Genomic DNA, 23,574 nt, shown 5'->3' with positions numbered 1-23,574 from the left:
AGACAGCCTGCGTTATCGTTCTCGTCCATCGCGAGCAAGCTCGCTCCTACAGCTTTGATCTTCAGCGGCCTTTGAATTGGGTCACGTTAGCGCTGTGAACTTCGGTCTTTGGCAGGCCGGCAGCCCCCAGACGCTCCCCGGTCTTCGCATCAAACAGCAGCACTTTCGATGGATCGAATTGCAGGGTCAGGGTTTCGCCCACGGCCGGCGCAACGTCCGGCGCCAGGCGGCAGCAGACTTTGGTGTCGTTGAGATTGACGAATACCAGCGTGTCGGGACCGGTCGGTTCGGTGACCTGCACTTCGGCGCGAATGGTCGGCAAACCGTTCGGCTCGCTGCCCGCCAGCACGATCTGCTCAGGGCGCATACCGAGGATCACTTCGCGGTCTTCGAGACCGGCGTCCTGCATGCCCAGCGGCAATTCGCAACGTGCCTGACCGCTGTCGAGCAACGCCAGCAAACGACCGTCCTTGCGCTGCAAACGCAGAGGGATGAAGTTCATCGGTGGCGAACCGATGAAGCTCGCCACGAACAGGTTGGCCGGGTTGTTGTAGATGTCTTTTGGCGTACCAAACTGTTGAATGATCCCATCCTTCATCACCGCCACCTTGTCGCCCAGAGTCATCGCTTCGATCTGGTCGTGGGTCACGTAGACCGTGGTGGTTTTCAGGCGCTGGTGCATCAGTTTCATTTCAGTGCGCATCTCGACGCGCAGCTTGGCGTCGAGGTTGGACAGCGGCTCGTCGAACAGATAAATCTTCGGCCGCCGCGCCAGGGCACGCCCCATCGCCACGCGCTGTTGCTGGCCACCGGAAAGCTGGCCCGGCTTGCGACTGAGCAAATGTTCGATCTGCAGCAGCTTGGCGACACGGGCAACTTCTTCGTCGATTTCAGCGGCGGGCATTTTGCGAATCTTCAGGCCGAAGGCGATGTTGTCGCGCACGCTCATGGTCGGGTACAGCGCGTACGACTGGAACACCATGGCGATGTCGCGATCTTTCGGGCTCATGCCGCTGATGTCAGCGTCGTCCACCAGAATTGCCCCGCCGCTGATGGTTTCCAGGCCGGCAATGCAGTTCATCAGTGTGGATTTACCGCAGCCTGACGGGCCGACCAGGATCAGGAACTCACCGTCATCGATCTTCAGTTCGATGTTTTTCAGGGTGTCCGGCAAACCGGCGCCGTAGGTCTTGTTGACGTTGCGTAATTCGAGAGTTGCCATGTTCTACCCCTTGACCGCGCCGGACGTCAGCCCACGCAGGAAATACTTGCCAGCGAATATGTAGACCAGCAGTGTCGGCAGCCCGGCGATCATCGCGGCGGCCATATCAACGTTGTATTCCTTGGCCCCGGTGCTGGTGTTGACCAGGTTGTTCAGGGCCACGGTAATTGGCTGGGCATCGCCACTGGCGAAGACCACGCCGAACAGGAAGTCATTCCAGATCTGGGTGAACTGCCAGATCAGGCAGACCATCACGATCGGGATCGACATCGGCAGCAGGATCTTCCAGAAAATCGTGAAGAAGCCGGCGCCATCCAGGCGTGCAGCCTTGACCAGCGCATCCGGAATGCTCACGTAATAGTTGCGGAAGAACAGCGTGGTGAATGCCAGGCCGTAGACCACGTGCACCAGCACCAGACCCGTCGTGGTGTTCGCCAGGCCGAACTTGCCGAGGGTGAACGAGGCTGGCAGCAGCACGGTCTGGAACGGCAGGAAGCAGCCGAACAGCAGCAGACCGAAAAACAGTTGCGAACCACGGAAGCGCCACATCGACAACACGTAACCATTCATGGCACCGATGAAGGTGGAGATCAGAACCGCCGGCACGGTGATTTTCACCGAGTTCCAGAAGTAGCCGCCTACCACGTCCCAGGCCTTGAACCAGCCGATGCCATCGATCACGGTCGGCCAGCTCAGCAGGTTGCCGGTGCGGATGTCTTCAGGGGATTTGAAGCTGGTCAGCAGCATCACCACCAGTGGGATCAGATAGATCGCGGCGGCCAACAGCAAAGTTGCATAGATCGCGATGCGGCTGAAACTCAGCGCTGGTTTTCCGAGTTGATTAGTCATGGCGTTTGCCTCGCAGCTCGGAGTACAGGTACGGCACGAGGATGGTCAGCACGGCGCCGAGCATCAGCATGGCGCTGGCCGAACCAATACCCATCTGGCCACGGCTGAAGGTGAAGGAATACATGAACATCGCCGGCAGGTCGGACGAGTAGCCGGGGCCGCCCGCGGTCATGGCCGCCACCAGGTCGAAGCTCTTGATCGCGATGTGCGCAAGGATCATGAAGGCGCTGAAAAACACCGGGCGCAGGCTTGGCAGCACGATCTTCAAATAGATGGTCGGCAGGCTCGCGCCGTCGACTTGCGCGGCACGGATGATCGATTGATCCACACCGCGCAGGCCGGCGAGAAACATCGCCATCACAAACCCGGAGGCTTGCCACACGGCAGCAATCACCAGGCAGTAGACGACGCGATCCTGATCCACCAGCCAGTCGAGACGAAAGCCTTCCCAGCCCCAGTCACGCAGCATTTTGTCCAGGCCCAGGCCCGGGTTGAGCAGCCATTTCCACGCCGTACCGGTAACGATCATCGAGAGCGCCATCGGGTACAGGTAGACGGTGCGGATGAAGCCTTCCTTGCGAATACGCTGATCCAGCAGCACCGCGAGGAACACGCCCAGGATAAGACTGATGCCAATGAACATGCCGCCGAACACCGCGAGGTTCTTGCTCGCGACCCACCAGCGATCGTTGTCCATCAGACGGATGTACTGCTGCAGGCCGACCCACTTATAGCTCGGCATGAAGCTGGAATTGGTGAAGGACAGTACGAATGTCCAGATGATGTAACCGTAGAAACCAACCAACACGATCAGCATGCTCGGCGCGAGTACCAACTTGGGTAGCCAGCGTTGCAGCGCATCGAACGGTGAGGCTTTGCTGAAAACCGCCACAGAGCTCATCGGGATAATCCAGGTTTAGAGAATTGAATCGGCACGGATCCTTTTAGGAGCCGAGCTTGCTCGCGATAGCGGTGTAACAGCCGACATCTGTTTTGAATGTCAGTCCGTCATCGCGAGCAAGCTCGGCTCCTACAGGGGGTCACTCGGTGCCGGGGATTACTGGGCGGCTTTGACAGCCGATGCCAGTTGGGCGCTGGCCTTGGCCGGGTCCGCATTCTTGTCGTTCATGAAGTTAGTGACCACGTCGAAGATCGCGCCCTGCACGGCCAGGGAAGTGGCCATGTTGTGCGCCATGCTCGGTTGCAGGCCGCCAGTCTTCTCGTCCGCCAGGAAGTCCTTGGCGGCGGTTTGAGCGCAGGCGTCAAAACCGAGTTTGTCCATCTCGTTCAGCATGTCGGTGCGGACCGGAATCGACCCCTTGTTGATGCTGAAGACTTTCTGGAAGTCTGTGCCCAGAGCAACCTTGGCCAGGTCTTGCTGAGCGGCAATGTCGCCCTTGCGATCAGCTTTCAGCTTGAACACCGCCATCGAGTCGATGTTGTAGGTGAAGGCTTTTTCGGTGCCCGGGAACGGCACGCACTGGTAGTCCTTGCCGGCGACTTTGCTGGCAGCGGTCCATTCGCTTTTCGCCCAGTCGCCCATCATCTGCATACCGGCCTTGCCGTTGATGACTTCGGCGGCCGCGATGTTCCAGTCACGACCGGCGCGGTTCGGGTCCATGTAGCCAGTGATTTTTTTCAACTCGGTGAACGACTTGATCATCTCAGGCCCGGAGAGGGTTTTCTGATCCAGGTCTACCAGTGCTTTTTTGTAACCGTCGGCGCCCATGACCGAGAGCACCACGTCTTCAAACACAGTGCTGTCCTGCCAAGGCTGGCCACCGTGGGCGAGCGCGATGAAGCCGGCGGCTTTGAGCTTGTCGCCAGCGGCATAGAATTCTTCGAGGGTGGTCGGGGCTTTGTCGATCCCGGCTTTCTTGAACACTTGCGGGTTGATCCACAGCCAGTTCACACGGTGAATGTTCACCGGAACAGCAACGTAGTCACCTTCGTACTTGACGGTGTCGGAGACTTTCTTCGACAGCAGGCCATCCCAGTTTTCCGACTTGGCCACGTCTTTCAGGGTGTCGGTGCTGAGCAGGCCGGTGCTGCCCCACTCCTGGATGTCCGGCCCCTTGATCTGGGCAACGCCCGGCGGGTTACCGGCGACGGCGCGGCTTTTCAATACGGTCATGGCCGTGGAACCGCCACCCCCGGCGACTGCGCCGTCCTTCCAGGTAAAGCCATCTTTTTCGACTTGAGCCTTGAGGACATCGACCGCTGCTTTTTCGCCACCGGACGTCCACCAGTGAACGACTTCCACTGAACCTTTTGAATCGGCGGCAAGGGCACTGAGGGGAAACAGGGATGCGAGAGAAATGACAGTAGCGAGGCGAGAAATCGCATTCATCTGGAAGTACCTTTCTTGTTGTTATGCATGCAAGTCTGGTGCTTGCGCTGCATAGGATTTTAAACGGGAGTCATCCCTTCGCAGGTAACGAAGGGACGCGTAAATGTCACCGCATGGTTACATAGAACCGCTCTGGGACAACCCTGCCAAGGCACTGGCCATGCTCGGCGCCAGCGGCAGGCGTGGAATCAGCAAGGCTTGCCAGGCGTGGTAGAGATCGGGTTTGCCAGCCCAGATATCGGCGCTCGGGCGGTTCTGCGGATCAAGCTCGTGATACCAACTGCCATCGCAGTGGTCGATGAAATGACTGTCACAGAATTCCCAGAACAGTCGGTACCAGGTTTCGTATTGCGCCTCGCCCGTGCGTTTGAGCAGCGCGCTGGCGGCGGCGCTGGCTTCGCAATGGGTCCAGTGCAGGCGATGGCGAACCACCGCGCGATTGTCCCAGTCGAGGGTGTAGACAATCCCTGGCAGCCCGTCGACATCCCAGCCGTGACGGCAGCTGTGCTCGAAGAGTTTTTGCGCGTCGGTGATGAGCCAGCCCGGCGTCAGCATTCCGGCCTGCACCCGCGCGGCTTCGAGGTGCAGCAACAGCCGCGCCCATTCGAAACCGTGGCCCGGTGTGGTGCCATAAGGCCGGAAACCATCAGCCGGGTTGTCGTGGTTGTACTCGCGAAGAGGTTGCCAGTCGCGGTCGAAATGCTCGACCACCCGATAGTCATTGGCGGCGGCGTGACCATGGATGACCCGCTCGACGATGCGTTGGGCACGGCACAGCCAGCGGTTGTCTTCGGTGACATCAGCCAGCGCGAGAAAAGCTTCGGTGGCGTGCATGTTGCTGTTGGCGCCGCGATAGCGTTCTTCCTCACTCCAGTCACGGTTGAAGGATTCGCGCATCGCACCCTCCTCCTCGCTCCAGAAATGCGTGTCGATGATGCTGATCGCGTCATCGAGCAAAACTTGCGCGCCGGGGCGCTGGGCGACCACGGCAGAACTGGCGGCCAGGGCGACGAAGGCATGCAGGTAAGCTGCTTTGCCAGTGTTGCCGCCGCTGTGTTCGGGGGCGGCGAACCAGCCACCGTGTTTGGCATCTTTCAATGGGCCGCTGAGTGCCTGGACGCCATGATCCACCAGTTCGGCGAAACCCGGCAGGCCCTGTATGTGCGCCATGGCAAAGCTGTGGGTCATGCGCGCGGTGTTCATGGTTTCGGCGTGGGCGTTGGCTGGGAGGCGGCCCTTTTCATCGAGATTGCCGAAGCCATCGGGGAGCTTTGACGCCTTGGCGAACGCCAACAGGCGCAGGCCTTCGGCGGCGAGCCATTGCTGATGGGCTGGTGCGTTCAGCCAACTGCTGAAGGCGGGTTGGAAAGTGTCCATGGGTGCCTTTTTTGTTGTTTTGACTGCGGGCAGTCTAAACAACGGGCGGGGGCGGCCTTGTAACGAAGGGGGCGAGTTCTGTCACCGACTTGTGACATTGGCCTTGGAGGATGTGTTGATTGATCTGACGTCATCGCGAGCAAGCTCGCTCCCACATTAGATTCGTGTGCGACGCAGAACCCCTGTGGGAGCGAGCTTGCTCGCGAAGAACGATAACGCGGTCTGACTAATCCACACTGCGAGGCAATTGAAGCGTCACCCGCAATCCACCTTCACGCAAATTCTGCAGGCTGACTTCCCCGCCATGGCTATGGGCAATGTTGCGGGCAATCCCCAATCCCAACCCATAACCCTGCTGCTGCCCGGCCAAGCGAAAGTGCGGTTCAAACACCTGCTCCAGCCGCTGCTCCGGCACACCCGGCCCTTCGTCATCGACATGCAGGACAAACGCGTTCTCATCGTCATCAATATGCAGATGCGCGTTCTGTCCGTACTTCAGGGCATTGTCGATCAGGTTGCCAATGCAGCGCTTGAGCGCCAGCGGTTTGCCCGGATACGCCGCCAGCGCCCGGCCTTGTTGGGTCACGCGGCCATTGCCGTTGGGCGCCAGATACGGCTCCACCAGGCAATCGAGCACATGGTTGAGGTCGACCGGCTCGATGTTTTCGTGGATGTCGGTGTCTTTCACGCATTGCAGTGCGCCTTTGACCAGCAGCTCCAGCTCATCCAGATCGCGGCCGAACTTGGCTTGCAGCTTCTCGTCTTCGAGCAATTCGACACGCAGTCGCAAGCGCGTAATCGGCGTACGCAAATCATGGGAAATCGCGCTGAACAACTGGCTGCGCTCAGTCAGGTAACGGCTGATGCGTTCACGCATGGCATTGAACGCGCGACCTACTTCAACCACTTCACTGCCGCCACCTTCAGCGACTGGCTCGACCTCAGCACCGAGGGACATGTCCCGCGCCGCCCGCGCCAGGCGCTTGAGCGGCCGGCTCTGCCAATGCACCAGGAGGCCGATGAACAACAGCAAAAAACCGCTGGTGAGGACGATGAACCAGACTTGTTGCGCCGGCAGACCTTGCTCTTCGAGACTGGTGTAGGGCTCGGGCAACAACGAAGCGATGTACAGCCATTCGCCCGGCGCCATCTGGATTTGCGTGACCAGCACTGGTGGATTCACCGGCTCCAGCGTCAACGCGTAATGCGCCCAGGAGCGTGGCAGCTCGTCGAGTTTCAGGCCACCGTTGAAAATCCGCAGGTCTTCAGGGCTGACGAAGGTCACCGAAATATCGGTGTCCTGGCCGAGCGACTGGCGCAGCACTTCGTCCACCGCTTTGAGCACCGCTTCTTTGCGCGGGGTAATCGGCAACACTTCCATGCCCAGGGGTTTGTCGTTAAGGGTCACGACAAAACGGGTGCCGCCCATGCTGCGCAACTGGTCGAGCACCAGCGGCCTGAACGCGACCGGCAACGAGCGAAAGTAACTGACGCTGGCGGTCATCGAATGGGCGAGGCTGCGGGCGCTGGTAACCAGGCCTTCGAGCTGTGTGGCGCGCAGTTGCGAAACCCAGATCACGCTCGACAACGCCTGAGCGAACAGCACCGCCAGCAAGGTCAGCAACAACATCCGCCCGAGCAGCGAACGTGGCACTGGCACCTTTGCCGCGAGCTTGCGGAAAAACTCAGTGACCATTGCTGGCAACCACATTGGCTGCCAATTGGTAGCCACTGCCGCGCACGGTGCGGATCAGCCGTGGCGGTTTTTCGGTATCGCGCAGGCGTTGGCGCAATCGGCTGACGGCCATGTCGACGATACGATCCAGCGGCATCAGATCGCGGCCACGGGTGGCGTTGCCGATGGTGTCACGGTCGAGGATTTCCTGGGGGTGATCGAGGAACAGTTTCAGCAGGGCAAAATCGGCGCCGGAGAGAATCACTTCCTCGCCGTCGATGTGGAACAGCCGATGGCTGACCATGTCCAGTCGCCAGTCATCGAAGGCCAGCACTTCACCGCCGGAACGTTCCTGACCGAACTGTGCGCGGCGCAACAAGGCTTTGATGCGCGCCTGCAGTTCACGCGGGCTGAAGGGTTTGCCGAGGTAGTCGTCCGCGCCCAGTTCCAGACCGATGACGCGGTCGGCTTCGTCGGAGCTGGCAGTGAGCATGATGATCGGCACCTGCGCCTGACGCGGATGCTGGCGAATCCAGCGGCAGAGGCTGAAGCCGTCTTCGTCGGGGAGCATCACGTCGAGGATCACCAGATCGCTCGGTGCCTCGTTCATCGCTTGCCGGAAACCGGCGCCGTCGGGCGTGGTACGCACCTGGAATCCCGCGCGGGTCAGGTAGGTGTCCAGCAACTCGCGTATCTCTTGATCGTCATCGACCAACAAAATCGACCTGACTGAGCTCACGGGGCGGCGTCCTTGTTGTTTGAGTTGGGGCGGATTATGCCTTAAGCACGGATCCAACAGACACCGAGAACCAGTGTGGGAGCGAGCTTGCTCGCGATGGGGTCATCACATTCAACATCCTCGTTGACTGACACACCGCTATCGCGAGCAAGCTCGCTCCCACATTTGATCGCATTTCAAGCTTGGTCGAGCGCCACACCCGCACCAACAAGGCCAGAATACGGCGCCGTCACCAGCCACACCGGTATTCCTTTGAAGTAATCGCTCATGCAACCCTTGTCGGCAAAGCAGCGCGCAAAACCGCTTTCTATAAAGAAATCGGCAAACCGCGGAATCACCCCACCGACGATGAACACGCCACCACGCGCGCCAGTGGTCAGCACGTTGTTCCCCGCGACGCGACCGAGCCAGGAGCAGAACTGCTCCAGCACTTCCAGCGCAATCGGATCGCCGGCCAGCCCGGCCGCCGTGATTGACTCCGGGGTATCCAGCACCGGCTCATGACCATCCACCGCACAGATCGCCCGATAAACGCGCGGCAAACCGCTGCCGCTCAACGCCGTTTCCGCACTGACATGCCCGATCTCATTGAAAATGTGCTGCCACAGTTGAGTTTCGCGCGGGCTGCTCAGGGGCAAATCAACATGACCACCTTCGCCCGGCAGTGCAGCGAAGCGGCCCTCGCCCAAGTCGAGCAAGGTGCCTACGCCCAGGCCCGTGCCCGGACCGATCACTACTGCAGGACGCAACGGTTCCGGCGTGCCTTCGCAGACGACGCGGAATTCGCCCGGTTGCAAACGGGTCATGCCCAGTGCCATCGCCGAAAAATCGTTGACCAGCAGCAGATGATCGACTTGCAACAGCTGGCAAAATCCACGACGGCTCAAGCGCCAGTGATTGTTGGTGAACTTGAACTCGTCACCGCTCACTGGGCCGGCGACCGACAGGCACACCGAACCGATGGACCCCAATTCCAGACCGAGCGCGCTCATGTACAGCGCAATGGCGTCCTCCGGGGTGGGGAAGTCAGCCGTCGCCAGCACCTGGACCGATTCAAGCTGCTGGTTTTTCCACAACGCGAAACGTGCGTTGGTCCCACCGATGTCACCGACCAAAGCCAGTTTCAATTAAGCGTCTCCAGGGCAGAAGTAAAGGCGCTGGCGCCCTGCTCTGCGGAGCTGAAGGCCATGCGCATGAAACCAAACAGCTCGCGACCGCTGCCAATGTTATTGCCCAACAGGCCCTTGGCAGGTTCGCGCGCCGCGAATTCTTCGGCGTCCACCTTAAGCTCCAGGGTGCCTTTGACGCCATCGACGCGGATGATATCGCCCTCTTGGACGCGCGCCAAAGCACCGCCCACATACGCTTCGGGACTGACGTGAATCGCCGCCGGGATTTTCCCCGAGGCGCCGGACATGCGCCCGTCGGTGACCAGCGCGACTTTGAAGCCGCGATCCTGCAGCACACCGAGGAACGGCGTCATCTTGTGCAGTTCCGGCATGCCGTTGGAGCGCGGGCCCTGGAAGCGCATCACCGCGACGAAATCTTTCTCCAGCAAACCGGCCTTGAACGCATCGGCCAAATCCTGTTGATCCTGGAACACCATCGCAGGCGCTTCGACGACCTGGTTTTCCAAAGCGACCGCCGAGACTTTCATCACGCCACGACCGAGGTTGCCTTCCATCACGCGCAAACCGCCCTCCGGGGAGAACGCGCGCGACACCGGACGCAGGATGTTTTCGTCGAGGCTTTCGATCGGACCTTCGCGCCAGACCAGTTCGCCGTTATCGAGGAAGGGTTCTTTGGTATAGCGGCTCAGGCCGTGGCCCAGAACCGTGTTGACGTTTTCGTGCAACAAACCGGCTTCCAGCAGTTCCCGGATCAGGAACGACATCCCGCCGGCCGCCTGGAAATGGTTGATGTCGGCTTTGCCGTTCGGGTAGACGTGACTCAGGGTCGGCACGACTTCGGAGAGGTCGGCCATGTCCTGCCAGGTCAGTTGAATACCCGCGGCCATGGCGATGGCCGGCATGTGCAGCGTGTGGTTGGTCGAGCCGCCGGTGGCGTGCAGCGCCACGATCGAGTTGACCAGCGAGCGCTCGTCGACGATTTCACCGATCGGCATGAAGTCGCCGTTCTGCTTGGTCAGGCGCGTGACCTGATGCGCCGCTTCGCGGGTCAGCGCTTCGCGCAACGGGGTGTTCGGGTTGACGAAAGAGGCGCCCGGCAAGTGCAGGCCCATGACTTCCATCAGCAACTGGTTGGTGTTGGCGGTGCCGTAAAAGGTGCAGGTGCCAGGGCTGTGGTAGGACTTCATTTCCGATTCCAGCAGCTCTTCGCGCGTGGCCTTGCCTTCGGCGTAGCGTTGGCGCACATCGGCTTTCTGCTTGTTGGAAATGCCCGAGACCATCGGCCCGCCCGGTACAAAAATCGTCGGCAGATGACCGAAGCGCAACGCGCCCATCATCAGGCCCGGCACGATCTTGTCGCAGATGCCGAGCATCAGCGCGCCGTCGAACATGTTGTGAGAAAGGGCAACAGCGGTGGACAGCGCGATCACTTCACGGCTCGGCAGGCTCAGCTCCATGCCTGGCTCGCCTTGGGTTACGCCATCGCACATGGCCGGGGTGCCACCGGCGAACTGGCCGACAGAGCCAATCTCGCGCAGGGCTTTTTTGATCTGTTCAGGGAAGACTTCATACGGCTGGTGCGCCGAGAGCATGTCGTTATATGACGAAACAATCGCGATGTTGGCGGAGTTCATCATCCGCAGGCTGTTCTTGTCTTCGGTGCCGCAACCGGCCACGCCATGGGCGAAGTTGGCGCATTGCAACTTGCCACGCATGGGACCGTCGCTGGCCGCTCCGCGAATGAGCGCAAGGTAAGCCTCGCGTGTTGCGCGGCTGCGGGCGATAAGCCGTTCGGTGACCTCAAGGACGCGGGGATGCATGTGTAGAACTCCAGGCTAACGGATGTGGCGACCTGATTGTCTATGCTGAGCGAGAGCCATTGTCGATGGGATGACAGACGGTTTTCTCGATCATTCGGACCAGTTGATTCAGGTCACTCGTTGTAGATTGAACAAAATATTGCCACTAAAAAGGCTTGTTTTCTATTTTTATGCGAATAATCTTGTAATTCCAACAACAAAACGACGGCGGCCCTGTTAAATGACTCTTCGAATTGCAATCAATGGTTTTGGCCGTATCGGCCGCAACGTCCTGCGCGCACTGTATACCCAAGGTTATCGTCAAGATCTGCAGATCGTTGCCATCAACGATCTGGGCGACAGCTCGATCAATGCTCATCTGCTCAAATACGATACCGTTCACGGCACGTTCGATGCCGATGTCCAGCACGACCAGGAGAGCCTGACCGTCAATGGCGACCGTATTTCCGTCAGTGCCATTCGCAACCCGGCCGAATTGCCTTGGGCCGCGGAAAAGATCGACGTCGTGTTCGAATGCACCGGTTTGTTCACCGACCGGGCCAAAGCCGCCGCGCATATTACGGCCGGCGCACTCAAAGTGATCATCTCGGCCCCGGCCAAAGGCGCCGACGCCACCGTGGTTTATGGGGTTAACCACGACATTCTGCGCCAGTCCCACCAGATTATTTCCAACGCGTCGTGCACCACCAACTGCCTGGCCCCGGTGGCCCAGGTGCTGCACCGCGAGCTGGGCATCGAAAGCGGTCTGATGACCACGATTCACGCCTACACCAACGACCAGAATCTGACCGACGTCTACCACACCGACCCGTATCGCGCCCGTTCGGCCACCCAGAACATGATTCCGAGCAAGACCGGCGCTGCTGAAGCCGTCGGCCTGGTGTTGCCGGAACTGGCGGGCAAACTGACCGGCATGGCAGTGCGCGTTCCGGTGATCAATGTCTCGTTGGTCGACCTGACCGTGCAATTGAAGCGCGAAGCGTCGGCCGATGAAGTCAACGCACTGCTCAAAGAAGCCAGCCAGCATTCGAAGATTCTGGGCTACAACACCCTGCCGCTGGTCTCCAGCGACTTCAACCACAACCCGCTGTCGTCGATTTTCGACGCCAACCACACCAAATCCAGCGGCAAGTTGCTCAAGGTACTGGCCTGGTACGACAACGAATGGGGTTTCTCCAACCGCATGCTCGATAACTGTCTGGCGTTGTGCAACGCCGAATAAAACTTGCCTGTGATGACGCTACTGCCAAAACAACACGACACAAACCCGTAGGAGCCGCCCACAGCAAGCCGGCTCCTACACGTTCGCGACGGGTACAACCCTTCACAAATGATCGCTTGACCGCGACAGTAGATGATAAGCATTATCATTCGCTAGAAATGGATCAGGTCCTCCCGTGAGTCAATCGCGCTTCAATCACGTCTTCATCGCCCAGCGGGTTTCGCTGCTGCGCACGTTGGAGCGGATGGTCAACAATCACAGCACCGCCGAAGACCTCTTGCAGGAAACCTACCTGCGCGTGACCCGTGCGCTCAGCGAGCGCGCCATCGATCACCTTGAACCCTTTGTTTTCCAGACCGCCCGCAACCTGGCGCTGGACCATTTGCGTGCGCGGCGCATTCAGTCCCGCACGATGCTCGACGATGTACCGCTGGACGTGGTGCAAAGCATCGCCGCGCCGGCCAGCAGTGCCGAGGACGCCGCCCATGCCGGACAATTGCTGGAGCGTTTGAACGTGAGCCTCAGTGAACTCAGTGCCCGTCAGCAACAGATCTTCATCCTCAGTCGTCTGCACGGGCACAGTTACCTGGAGATTTCCGAGAAGCTCGGCGTGTCGTTGAGCACTGTGCAAAAGGAGTTGAAGCTGATCATGGCCATCTGCGTCGATGTCGCAGAGCGGTTAAACGGCGACTGATCACGCAAGGCTTTGCTACCCTTGCCCACTTTCAGGTTTCAATAAAAAACAGCTGTGCAAAGACACTGCCGAGGAAACACCGTGACGGACACCCACCGCTCCCCGCCCTCTCCGGCGCAGGGCCCCGCAAGCGCGATGGATCAGGCTTTGGACTGGTTGATCGTCATGGGCAGTCCGAGCGAAGAACAGAGTCGCCAGTTCCACGAATGGCTCGACGCCGATCCTTCGCATGCACAAGCGTTCGCAAAGGCCCAGGCGATCTGGGATGGCCCGCACGTCGTGCAATCTGCGCAAAATCTGGCCGCCCTGCCACCCACAGTGACCGTGCTGTCGCGCCTGCGCCCGCACTGGAAACCGCTGGCCACCGCTACCGTGCTGATGCTCGGTTTGTTCAGCTTCAGCAATTTGCCCATGCGCCTCCAGGCCGATCACTTGACCGTGATTGGTGAACGTCAGCACCTGCAACTGGAAGACGGCTCGAAAGTCCTGCTCAATACCAATTCGGCGTTTTCCAGCACCATCAATGATCAAAGGCGCGTCGCCCGTTTGTATCAGGGTGAGGCGTTTTTCGAAGTGCCGGCCCATCTTGGCCAGCCGCTGGAAATCGACGCCGGCCCGGTGAAGGCCAGCGTGCACGACACGGCGTTCGCCGTGCGTTACCTCGATGGCGTAGCGCAGGTTCGCGTGCAGCGCGGCGATGTCGATTTGCGCGCGACTCGTGACGACGCGCGGATTCGCTTGTCCGCCGGCGAGAGCGTCCGCATCGGCCCCAACGGTTTTGATCGGCCCGCCACACTCGATGCCGCGACCGACCTGGCCTGGGTCCAGGGTCGACTGGTGTTCGAAAACTGCCCGTTGAGCCAGGTGCTGGCTGAGCTGCGGCGCTACTATCCGGGCTGGATCATCAACAACAACGAGCAGTTGGCGGACGTCGCCGTGACGGGCAATTACCGTCTCGACCAGCCGTTGGACGTGGTCCGCTCGCTGGCGCACATCACCTCGGCGCGGCTCCAGGAATTCCCGGCGCTGGTGATTTTGAACTAAATGAGAATTATTTTTACTCGATAACTGAAGCTCGTACGTCTCGTTATAGCCAATGCAATTGATTCGCATATACGAATGCCAATCAGCACCTATAAAGATTCGTGCGACACGGAGCGCTATCGATGTCCTCTCGCCTTACCCGCCACTCTTCCTCACCTTCGCGTGTACTTTCGCTGTTGACCGCCGCCATTCTGATGGCCGGCAGCGCGACGCTCATGGCCGCGACCGCCGCCGAATCGCCGGCGCGCAACCTGGGCGATTACGCATTTGCCATTCCTCAACAATCTCTGGTCTCGGCACTCAATGCTTTCACGGCGGTGACGGGCTGGCAGGTCGGCTTGCCGGCCGAACTGGCGCAAGGCGTGGCCTCGCCGGGTGCGCGCGGGTCCTTGTCGCCGGAAAAAGCCCTGGATCGCCTGTTGGTGGGGACCAACCTGAGCTACCGCAAACTGGGCAACAACAACATCGTCCTGGAGAAGCGCCTGAGCAGCGGCGCCCTCAACTTGCAACAGGTGACCATCAGCGCCACCCGCCAGGAGCAAAGTGTTGAAAGCGTACCAGGCACCGTCACCGTTCACACCCGCGAAGAGCTGGACCGCAACAACGTCAACTCCATCAAGGATCTGGTGCGTTACGAACCGGGTGTTTCGGTGGGCGGTGCCGGTCAGCGGGCCGGAATCACCGGGTACAACATTCGCGGCATCGACGGCAACCGCGTGCTGACCCAGGTCGACGGCGTACAAGTCCCCGACAGCTTTTTCAACGGCCCTTACGCCCAAAGCAGCCGCAACTACGTCGACCCCGAGATCGTCAAACGCGTCGAGATTCTCCGTGGCCCGGCTTCCGTGCTTTACGGCAGTAACGCCATCGGGGGCGCGGTCAGCTACTACACGCTGGACCCGGACGACATCATCAAACCGGGCAAGGACGTCGGCGCACGTCTGAAAACCGGCTACAGCTCGGCGGATGACAGTTGGCTGAAGTCCGGTACGGTCGCCGGCCGCACCGGCGACTTCGACGGCTTACTGCACCTGAGCCAGCGCAATGGTCACGAAACCGAATCCTACGGTGAAACCGGCGGCACCGGGCTGAACCGCACCGAAGCCAACCCGGAAGATGTGCGCACCACCAACGTGCTGGCCAAACTGGGCTGGAACTACGCCGACGACGCGCGCTTCGGTCTGACCTACGAACATTACAAAGACGATCGAGATACCAACCAGCTGAGCGCGGTGGGCGGTCCGTTCAACGCGGGGCGCGGTTTTGGCTTCTACAAATCCCGTACCGGCAACGACACGGTCACCCGCGAGCGTTTCGCTCTGGAGCACAGCCTTGGTCTGGACAGCGTGCTGGCCGATAACATCAAGTGGTCGCTGAACTACCAGATCGCCAAAACCGACCAGAGCACCGAGGAAATCTACGCACCGTCACGCACCGTGTTGCGCGAGCGCGATACCCAGTACAAGGATCGCCAATGGGTGTTCGATGCCCAGGCTGACAAAGCCTTCGCCATCGCCGACACAGATCACGTCGTCACCTATGGCACCACGATCAAACAGGACAAAGTCACCGGCCTTCGCACCGGCAGCGGCACTTGCCTGACCGTGGCCGGTGCCTGCCGGGTTATCGGTGCTGCAAGTGCTTCCGACACGCTGAAACCCGCCAGCGACTTCCCTGATCCGACGATCAACAGCTACAGCCTGTTCGCTCAGGATCAGATCAGTTGGGGTAACTGGACTTTCCTGCCGGGTGCTCGCTATGACTACACCGAGCTCAAGCCGCACATCACCGACGAGTTCCTGGCCACCGCCGACCAGAGCGGCAACGGTGCGGTGAGCGACGACACCAAGACCTGGCATCGGCTGTCACCGAAATTCGGCACCACCTACAGCTTCAATGACCATTACACCTGGTATGGCCAGTACGCCGAAGGCTTCCGCACACCAACGGCCAAGGCCCTGTACGGTCGCTTCGAAAACCTGGCGGGTGGTTATCGGGTCGCGCCAAATCCGGACCTGGAACCGGAAAAAAGCAAGAGCTATGAAACCGGTCTGCGCGGGCAATTTGAGGCAGGCACGTTCGATGTCGCAGTGTTCTACAACAAATTCCGCGACTTCATCGACGAAAACGCCATCACGCCCGGTTACACCGAGACCACGTTCCAGAGCAATAACATCGCACACGCCACCATCAAGGGCGTCGAGCTCAAAGGTCGCCTGAACCTCGACAGCCTCGGCGCTCCGAGCGGCCTGTACACCCAAGGCTCGGTCGCCTACCTGTATGGCCGCAATGATGACAATGGTCAGCCACTGAATAGCGTCAACCCGTTGACCGGCGTGTTTGGCTTGGGTTACGACCAGGACAATTACGGCGCGTTGTTGAGCTGGACGCTGGTCAAACGCAAGACCCGAGTCGACAGCACCAGCTTCAAAACCCCTGACGGCACCAGCACCCAGTTCAAGACCCCGGGTTTTGGCGTGCTCGATCTGGCCGGTTTCTACAAGGTCACCGACGACGTGACCATCAATGCCGGCCTGTACAACCTGCCCGACAAGAAATACTGGCAGTGGGATGACGTGCGCGGTTACGACAGCGTCGGCGAAGCCTCGGTGACGCAACCGGCCAACCTCGATCGCCTGACTCAGCCGGGTCGCAACTTCGCGGTCAATCTGGTCTGGGACATCTGATCCTGCCCACCTCGCCGGGCGGTTCTAAAGAGCCGCACAGCGAGGTTTTTTTACTCTCCGGCGTCTTCTTGTTCGTCTCGTTACCAGGCGCCTCTTTTCTTCAAGGATTTCTCATGACTACCCAGGACACTGCTCAACGCCCGGCTCTGCGTTCACAGCGTTTGAACCAGATCACCAATGAGCCGCATACCAGACTCGATACGTTGGTCAAAGCCCACGCGCCGTTCGAAACCCAGGCCAACTTCGCTCGTTTTGTGGTTGCGCAGTACTTGTTTCAGTCGGAACTGGTGGGGCTGTACAACGATGCCAAACTGATCGCCATCGTTCCTGACCTGCCGGCGCGTTGCCGTGCCGAAGCAGCCAAGGCTGACCTGGCCGATCTGGAAACAGAAGTGCCGGCGCCCGTCGCGGGTGCAGTGAAGAATCCGACCAAAGCCGAAGCGTTGGGCTGGCTGTTTGTTTCCGAAGGCTCGAAGCTTGGCGCTGCGTTCCTGATCAAGCGCGCAGTCGGTCTTGGCCTGAGCGAAATCTTCGGCGCTCGTCACCTCGGCGAGCCGGCCGGCGGCCGCGCTGAAGGCTGGAAAAGCTTTGTCAAAACCCTGGATGGTATGGAGCTCACCGCGCAGGAGGAAGCCGAGCTGGATAAAGGCGCCATCGCGGCGTTCAACCGCTTCACCGTTCTGCTGGAACAGGCCTACGCCACCTCCCCGGAACTTGCCTGACTGAATGCGCTCCCACAGGGACTGGGCAAGTCTGCAAGATCCTCGATCAGCCTCACACGTGTTTCCTTGAGCCCATGCCTCATCCAGCATCCTCCAAACTCACCCGCCTGCTGTTCGGCGCAGTCGCCTACGTCAGCCTCGCCATCGGCCTGATCGCCATCGTCGTGCCCGGCCTGCCGACCACCGAATTCATCCTGCTGGCCGCCTGGGCGGCGACCAAAAGTTCGCCGCGCCTGAGTGCCTGGCTGGAGAACCATCGGTTGTTCGGTCCGATCCTCAGCAACTGGCGCAACGGCAGGATCGTCGCGCGTCGGGCCAAGGTCAGCGCCACCCTGAGCATGCTGCTGTGCGCCGGACTGATGTGGGTCATGCTCGATCACGGCTGGACGGTTTACCTCGCCATCACCGGCATGAGCCTGGGCAATGTGTGGATCTGGTCGCGACCGGAATCTTTGCCGCAACCCTCCTGAAGCGCACCGCGATTTATCCCCGTTTTACTCCCATTTTCGGCACATTTTCCCGCGCAAACGTTCAACCATGACCGTTCGTCGGAGCCACCATCATGCATCCTCGCCCCTCGCCGATTGCTGTGAATGGCGCTGAATGGATTTGGCGAACCGGGTCGACCTCGACTCACAGCCAACACTTCATTCATTCGCGGGTTCGTCCTATGTTCGACTCTCTGTCCATCCGCCTGAAAATCGTTCTGCTCTCCGGTCTCTGCCTGCTGGGCGTGATCGTCCTGATCGTCAGCATGAACTTCTACCAGACCAACCAGAACGATGAACTGGTCAGCACCTCCAGCAGCAAAATGCTCACGGACAGTGTGCAGGACCTGCTTCAAGCCAAGGCTGCCGAACAGGCGGTAAGGGTGCAGAAGACGTTCGGTGAAAGCCTGCTGGTGGTGACCGCCCTGGCCGATCAGATCAAGGACATGCGCACCTTGGCCGCCAAGCACTCGCTTGAGGCCGGAGCCCTGCGTGAAGAGTTGAACCAGAGCCTGAAAACCGCGTTCGAGCGTAACAGCAAAGTGCTGGGGATCTGGCTGGCGTTCGAGCCCAACGGGCTGGACGGCAAGGACAGTGAGTTCGCCAATGACGCGGCTCGCCAGTCCAACGAAGCCGGTCGATTCGCCAGTTACTGGAGCCGCGCCGGTGGTGCCGGGATTAACACGGTCATGGTCGAAGCCGACATGACAAAAACCACCTTGAGCGTCAGCGGCACGCCTTACAACAGCTGGTACACCTGCCCTCGCGACAGCAAGCGCACCTGCCTGCTGGACCCGTATGCCGATACCGTCGGCGGCAAGGAAATGCTGATGACCACGATTTCCGTACCGCTGCTGGTGGATGGCAAATCCATCGGCGTGGTCGGTGTGGACATCGCTCTCGACGCCCTGCAAGCAGCGGCGGTCGAGTCCCAGCGTGATCTGTTCAACAACGCCGGGCACATGCTGATCGTCTCCGGCAGCGGCGTGCTCGCCGGTTACAGTGCTGACGCGAGCCAGGTCGGCAAGAGCATTGGTGACACCTTGGGCGCAGACGGCAAGGACGTCCTGCAATTGCTCAGCGGTGGCACACCAAAAATCCTCGAACAAGGTGATTTGATCCGTGCCGTGTACCCGGTCAGCCCGATCAGCGATTCCAAAGCCTGGGGCGTAGTGATCGACCTGCCGACACACGTGCTACTGGCCGATTCGGTGAAGCTGCAAGCGGTACTCGATGACGCGCAGCAAAGCGGCACGATCACCGCGGTGCTGGTGGCCGTCGCTGCCGGCCTCGTGGGTCTATTGCTGATCTGGCTCACCGCATCGGGCGTGACCCGGCCGATCAACAGCGTGGCCGAGATGCTCAAGGCGATTGCCAGTGGCGACGGCGATCTGACGCAGCGTCTGCACTACAGCAAGAAAGATGAACTGGGCGAACTGGTCAGCTGGTTCAACCGCTTCCTCGACAAGCTGCAACCGACCATCGCCCAGATCAAGCAGAGCATCACCGACGCCCGTGGCACTGCCGACCAGTCTTCTGAAATCGCTCGCCAGACCAGCGAAGGCATGCAAGTGCAGTTTCGCGAAATCGACCAGGTTGCCACCGCGTCCAACGAAATGAGCGCCACTGCCCATGAAGTCGCCAACAGCGCCTCGAACGCGGCCAACGCGGCCAAAGGTGCGGATCAATCGGCCCGCGATGGCATGTCGATCATCGAACGCAGCACCCGTGATATCAATCAACTGGCCGACGAAGTCAGCAAGGCTGTGACCGAAGTCGAAACATTGGCGGTCAACAGCGAGCAGATCGGTTCGGTATTGGAAGTCATCCGCAGCATCGCCGAGCAGACCAACTTGCTGGCGCTCAACGCCGCCATCGAAGCGGCCCGTGCCGGGGAAAGCGGTCGCGGGTTTGCGGTCGTGGCCGACGAAGTGCGCAACCTGGCCAAACGCACTCAGGATTCGGTGGAGGAAATCCGCATCGTGATCGAACGCATCCAGACCGGCACTCGCGGTGTGGTCGCCACCATGCATTCGAGTCAGACTCAGGCCCATAGCAACGCCGGGCAGATCCAGCAAGCCGTGCAAGCCTTGAGCAAAATCAGCGATGCAGTGACCGTGATCAGCGACATGAACCTGCAAATCGCCAGCGCCGCCGAACAGCAAAGCGCCGTGGCCGAAGAGGTCAACCGCAACGTCTCGGCGATCCGCACCGTCACCGAAACCCTGACCGGCCAGGCCACCGAGTCAGCACAGATCAGCGGCCAGCTCAACTCGCTGACCAACCATCAGATGAAGTTGATGGATCAGTTCCGGGTGTAGAGATCGCTACCGCCCATTGTGGGAGCAGGCTTGCTCGCGAAAGCGGTGTGTCAGGTAACATCTCTGTCTTAGGTGACACCGCCTTTGCGAGCAAGCCCGGTCCCACAAGGGGGATTTCATCCGGGCGGCCCGTGTTTTGAACTATGCTCGGGCTCTCGTTCCGGAGGGCCTTCGATGATTGATTTACTCACGTCCATTCAAGCCGCACTCGACTTGCCCCGGAGCCCTATTTCGTTCACCTCGAGTGGCGCCTTGCCCTCGGCGTTTGCCGTCACGGACCTGGCCTGCGCCAGCATCGCCGCTGCCGGTCAGGCTGTCAGCGAACTGCTGCTGCAGCAAACCGGTCGCTTGCCCAACCTTGAAGTCGACAGGCGTCTGGCATCTTTCTGGTTCGCGACATCGATCCGTCCCGTGGGCTGGAGCGTTCCTGAGCTGTGGGACCCGATTACCGGCGACTACGCGACCAACGACGGCTGGATCCGCCTGCACACCAACGCCCCTCATCATCGTGCCGCCGCCGAAAGCGTACTCGGCGCCTGTGCCGACCGCACCGCCGTGGCGAGCAAGGTTGCGCAATGGGCAAAATGGGATCTTGAACAGGCCGTGGTCGACGCCGGTGGCTGCGCCGCCGAGATGCGTAGCTGGGCGCAATGGCAGGCGCATCCCCAAGGTCAAGCCGTTAATGCTGAACCGCTGGTTCTGTTCAGCGCCGGCAACCATAAACCGCCAAAGCCGTGGCAAGGTTCTGTGGCGCAACCACTGGCCGGGATCAAGGTGCTGGATTTGACCCGAGTGCTCGCCGGCCCCGTCGCCAGTCGTTTTCTTGCAGGCCTCGGTGCCGACGTTTTGCGCATCGACCCACCGACCTGGAACGAGCCTGGCGTGGTGCCGGAAGTCACGCTGGGCAAACGTTGCGCGCGCCTGGACTTGCACGACAAGACTGATCGCGCAGTCTTTGAAAGCCTGCTCAAGGATGCCGATATTTTGCTTCACGGCTACCGCGCCGATGTGCTGGAGCGTTTGGGTTACGGCGTCGCCCAACGGCAGGCATTCGCTCCCGGCCTGATCGATGTCTGCCTGAACGCCTACGGCTGGAGTGGCCCATGGCAGAACCGTCGCGGCTTCGACAGCCTGGTGCAGATGAGCAGCGGGATTGCCGAGGCTGGCATGCAGTGGAACAAAGCGGACAAGCCGACGCCGTTGCCGGTGCAGGCGCTGGATCACGCTACCGGGTATTTGATGGCGGCTGCGGCGATCACATTACTGGGACGCGGCGGATCAGCCAGGTTGTCGTTGGCGCGGACGGCGAAGGTGTTGATTGACCAGGGCGCAGGCCCACATGAGTCATTGCGGGCAGAGGATGAAAACGATCATGGCCTGTTAGTCGAGCAGACACCGTGGGGGCCGGCGCATCGGCTTCACGTTCCACTGAAGATCACCGGGACGCCATTGCAGTGGGCGCTTCCGGCAGGGGAATTGGGTTCTCATCGCGCGCAGTGGTGGTGATTGTACCGGCCTTTTCGCGAGCAAGCCCGCTCCCACATTGACCGCGTTCGCCCAAAGCAAAACCAATCCCGGCGGTAGCGGGCTTGCTCGCGAAGGCGGCCAAATAGTCAATATGCGATCAGTTCAGTCAGACCGGTTCGCCGGCCAGTCGTAGGTCGGTTGATAGTCCAGCAACAACCTCATAACGACAGCAAGCCGCTGTACAACCCGTAGGCTGCCATCCCCGCGCCGGTGATCACGCCGGTAAAAATTCCTTTCTCTATCGTCGTGAACAAAGGCTTCCCCTGTTCGTGTTTGGCCTTGGCGAACAGAATCACTCCCGGCGCATACAGCAGCGCCGACAGCAGCAAATATTTGACCCCACCGGCATACAACAACCACACCGCATAACCCAGGGCAATGCCGCCGATCATCAGGTCCTTGGTCCGTTCCGCTGATGCGTGCTCGTAGGTTTCACCCCGCCCGCTCAACAGCACCGCATACGCCGCCGACCACAAATACGGCACCAGAATCATCGAAGACGCAAGGTAGATCAGACTGGTGTAAGTGCCAGCGGAAAGCAGCGTGATCAGCAGGAAGATCTGGATCATCACGTTTGTCAGCCACAGCGCGTTGACCGGCACATGATTGGCATTTTCCTTTGTCAGGAAGGCCGGCATGGTTTTGTCTTTCGCCGTGGCAAACAGGATCTCGGCGCAAAGCAGCGCCCAGGACAACAATGCACCCAGCAGCGAAATCGCCAGGCCGACGCTGATCAATAACGCGCCCCACGGCCCGACGATGTGTTCCAGCACGGCCGCCAGCGAAGGGTTCTGCAGATTGGCCAGTTCCGGCTGACTCATGATCCCCAGCGACAACACATTGACCAGCACCAACAGCGCCAGCACGCCGAGAAAACCGATGACCGTTGCCCGTCCGACATCCGAACGTTTTTCCGCCCGGGCCGAATACACACTCGCCCCTTCGATGCCGATGAACACGAACACAGTGACCAGCATCATGTTGCGCACCTGGTCCATCACACCGCCAAAATTCGGGTTGCTGCGGCCCCAGATGTCGCGGGTGAAGATGTCTGCCTTGAACGCCACCGCGGCGATGACGATGAACATGATCAGCGGCACAATCTTCGCGACCGTGGTTAGCTGGTTGATGAACGTCGCCTCCTTGATCCCGCGCAGTACCAGGAAATGCACGGCCCACAGCAATACCGACGCGCAGCCAATGGCGATGGGCGTATTGCCTTGGCCAAACACCGGGAAGAAGTAACCCAGAGTGCTGAACAGCAGAACGAAGTAACCGACGTTGCCCAGCCAGGCGCTGATCCAGTAACCCCAGGCCGAAGAAAAACCCATGTAGTCACCGAACCCGGCCTTGGCGTAGGCGTACACCCCGGAATCCAGCTCGGGTTTGCGATTGGCCAGCGTCTGAAACACGAAGGCCAGCGTCAGCATGCCGACGGCGGTGATGGCCCAGCCGATCAAAATCGCCCCGGCATCGGCTCGTGCTGCCATGTTCTGTGGCAGAGAGAATATCCCGCCGCCAATCATCGATCCCACTACCAAAGCGATCAGCGCACTGAGGCGAAGCTTTTGCGTCGGTTGCGACATTCCGCGTCTCCCTTGCACGGCGCGATCAGCGTCGCATAACCGTCACATAGTTGAATTTAACTAAACAGCTAAGCCGTAATAACGTCTGTTAATTTAATACTCAATGCACGCCTTTTTATTT

General features: G+C 60.1%; 18 protein-coding genes and 1 pseudogene. 9 read left to right on the top strand and 10 right to left on the bottom strand.

Features of this window, described 5'->3' with window-relative positions; translation table 11 throughout:
- Positions 1-61 precede the first annotated feature (61 nt).
- From ACYZT9_RS07165 to edd, 9 genes are all read right to left on the bottom strand, one after another.
- Positions 62-1,222, bottom strand: a complete 1,161-nt coding sequence (locus tag ACYZT9_RS07165; RefSeq protein WP_462009171.1) for an ABC transporter ATP-binding protein — start codon at positions 1,220-1,222, stop codon at positions 62-64.
- Positions 1,223-1,225: 3 nt separating this feature from the next.
- Entirely contained in the window at positions 1,226-2,071 is an 846-nt protein-coding gene (locus ACYZT9_RS07160) for a carbohydrate ABC transporter permease (protein ID WP_462009170.1), read from the bottom strand.
- Positions 2,064-2,972 carry a carbohydrate ABC transporter permease gene (locus ACYZT9_RS07155; RefSeq protein ID WP_462009169.1) on the bottom strand — a complete coding sequence of 303 codons (909 nt, stop codon included), beginning with the start codon at positions 2,970-2,972 and terminating at the stop codon, positions 2,064-2,066. Before ACYZT9_RS07155 ends, ACYZT9_RS07160 begins: the two co-directional genes overlap by 8 nt.
- Positions 2,973-3,128: 156 nt before the next feature.
- On the bottom strand, positions 3,129-4,421 hold the full coding sequence (locus ACYZT9_RS07150; protein ID WP_462009168.1) for an ABC transporter substrate-binding protein: 1,293 nt from the start codon (positions 4,419-4,421) through the stop codon (positions 3,129-3,131).
- A 117-nt stretch (positions 4,422-4,538) separates the two neighbouring features.
- Positions 4,539-5,798, bottom strand: a complete 1,260-nt coding sequence (locus ACYZT9_RS07145) for a D-mannose isomerase (protein ID WP_462009167.1) — start codon at positions 5,796-5,798, stop codon at positions 4,539-4,541.
- 226 nt (positions 5,799-6,024) lie between these two features.
- On the bottom strand, positions 6,025-7,494 hold the full coding sequence (locus ACYZT9_RS07140; protein ID WP_462009166.1) for an ATP-binding protein: 1,470 nt from the start codon (positions 7,492-7,494) through the stop codon (positions 6,025-6,027).
- Positions 7,484-8,212, bottom strand: a complete 729-nt coding sequence (locus ACYZT9_RS07135; protein ID WP_131059773.1) for a response regulator — start codon at positions 8,210-8,212, stop codon at positions 7,484-7,486. The genes ACYZT9_RS07140 and ACYZT9_RS07135 overlap by 11 nt, the downstream gene beginning before the upstream one ends.
- A gap of 176 nt (positions 8,213-8,388) precedes the next feature.
- On the bottom strand, positions 8,389-9,339 hold the full coding sequence (locus ACYZT9_RS07130; RefSeq protein ID WP_462009165.1) for a glucokinase: 951 nt from the start codon (positions 9,337-9,339) through the stop codon (positions 8,389-8,391).
- A complete protein-coding gene (gene edd, locus ACYZT9_RS07125; RefSeq protein WP_462009164.1) occupies positions 9,336-11,162 on the bottom strand; it encodes a phosphogluconate dehydratase in 1,827 nt (608 codons plus the stop codon). The genes ACYZT9_RS07130 and edd overlap by 4 nt, the downstream gene beginning before the upstream one ends.
- Positions 11,163-11,382: 220 nt before the next feature.
- On the opposite strand from edd, the gene gap reads away from it, so the two are divergent.
- The 9 genes and pseudogenes from gap (at position 11,383) to ACYZT9_RS07080 (ending at position 21,846) form a co-directional block, all read left to right on the top strand.
- The gene (gap, locus tag ACYZT9_RS07120) at positions 11,383-12,384 is read left to right on the top strand and encodes a type I glyceraldehyde-3-phosphate dehydrogenase (protein WP_462009163.1); all 1,002 of its coding nucleotides are present in this window, start codon (positions 11,383-11,385) and stop codon (positions 12,382-12,384) included.
- 175 nt (positions 12,385-12,559) lie between these two features.
- Complete coding sequence (locus tag ACYZT9_RS07115) at positions 12,560-13,078, top strand: RNA polymerase sigma factor (RefSeq protein WP_462009162.1); 519 nt, start codon at positions 12,560-12,562, stop codon at positions 13,076-13,078.
- Positions 13,079-13,159: 81 nt separating this feature from the next.
- A complete protein-coding gene (locus ACYZT9_RS07110; RefSeq protein WP_462009161.1) occupies positions 13,160-14,122 on the top strand; it encodes a FecR family protein in 963 nt (320 codons plus the stop codon).
- Between the two features lie 122 nt (positions 14,123-14,244).
- On the top strand, positions 14,245-16,809 hold the full coding sequence (locus ACYZT9_RS07105; RefSeq protein ID WP_462009160.1) for a TonB-dependent receptor: 2,565 nt from the start codon (positions 14,245-14,247) through the stop codon (positions 16,807-16,809).
- A 113-nt stretch (positions 16,810-16,922) separates the two neighbouring features.
- Positions 16,923-17,531: a biliverdin-producing heme oxygenase gene (locus tag ACYZT9_RS07100; RefSeq protein WP_462009159.1), complete on the top strand. Its 609-nt coding sequence runs from the start codon at positions 16,923-16,925 to the stop codon at positions 17,529-17,531.
- Positions 17,532-17,605: 74 nt separating this feature from the next.
- Positions 17,606-18,001: a YbaN family protein gene (locus tag ACYZT9_RS07095; RefSeq protein WP_462009158.1), complete on the top strand. Its 396-nt coding sequence runs from the start codon at positions 17,606-17,608 to the stop codon at positions 17,999-18,001.
- Positions 18,002-18,093: 92 nt separating this feature from the next.
- Positions 18,094-19,482, top strand: a pseudogene (locus ACYZT9_RS07090) (methyl-accepting chemotaxis protein); the annotation flags it as partial.
- A 102-nt stretch (positions 19,483-19,584) separates the two neighbouring features.
- Complete coding sequence (locus tag ACYZT9_RS07085; RefSeq protein WP_462010169.1) at positions 19,585-20,340, top strand: methyl-accepting chemotaxis protein; 756 nt, start codon at positions 19,585-19,587, stop codon at positions 20,338-20,340.
- 174 nt (positions 20,341-20,514) lie between these two features.
- Positions 20,515-21,846 (top strand): CoA transferase, encoded by a 1,332-nt coding sequence (locus ACYZT9_RS07080; protein WP_462009157.1) that lies wholly within the window; start codon positions 20,515-20,517, stop codon positions 21,844-21,846.
- 179 nt (positions 21,847-22,025) lie between these two features.
- Here the strand turns inward: ACYZT9_RS07080 and arcD are convergent, their stop codons facing one another.
- Positions 22,026-23,453 (bottom strand): arginine-ornithine antiporter, encoded by a 1,428-nt coding sequence (arcD, locus tag ACYZT9_RS07075; RefSeq protein ID WP_462009156.1) that lies wholly within the window; start codon positions 23,451-23,453, stop codon positions 22,026-22,028.
- Positions 23,454-23,574: the final 121 nt, after the last annotated feature.

The sequence above is a fragment of the Pseudomonas sp. ZT5P21 genome, assembly GCF_054897785.1.
The sequence above is the reverse complement of the archived record's forward strand: the minus strand, read 5'-3'. Positions and strand labels throughout refer to the sequence as shown.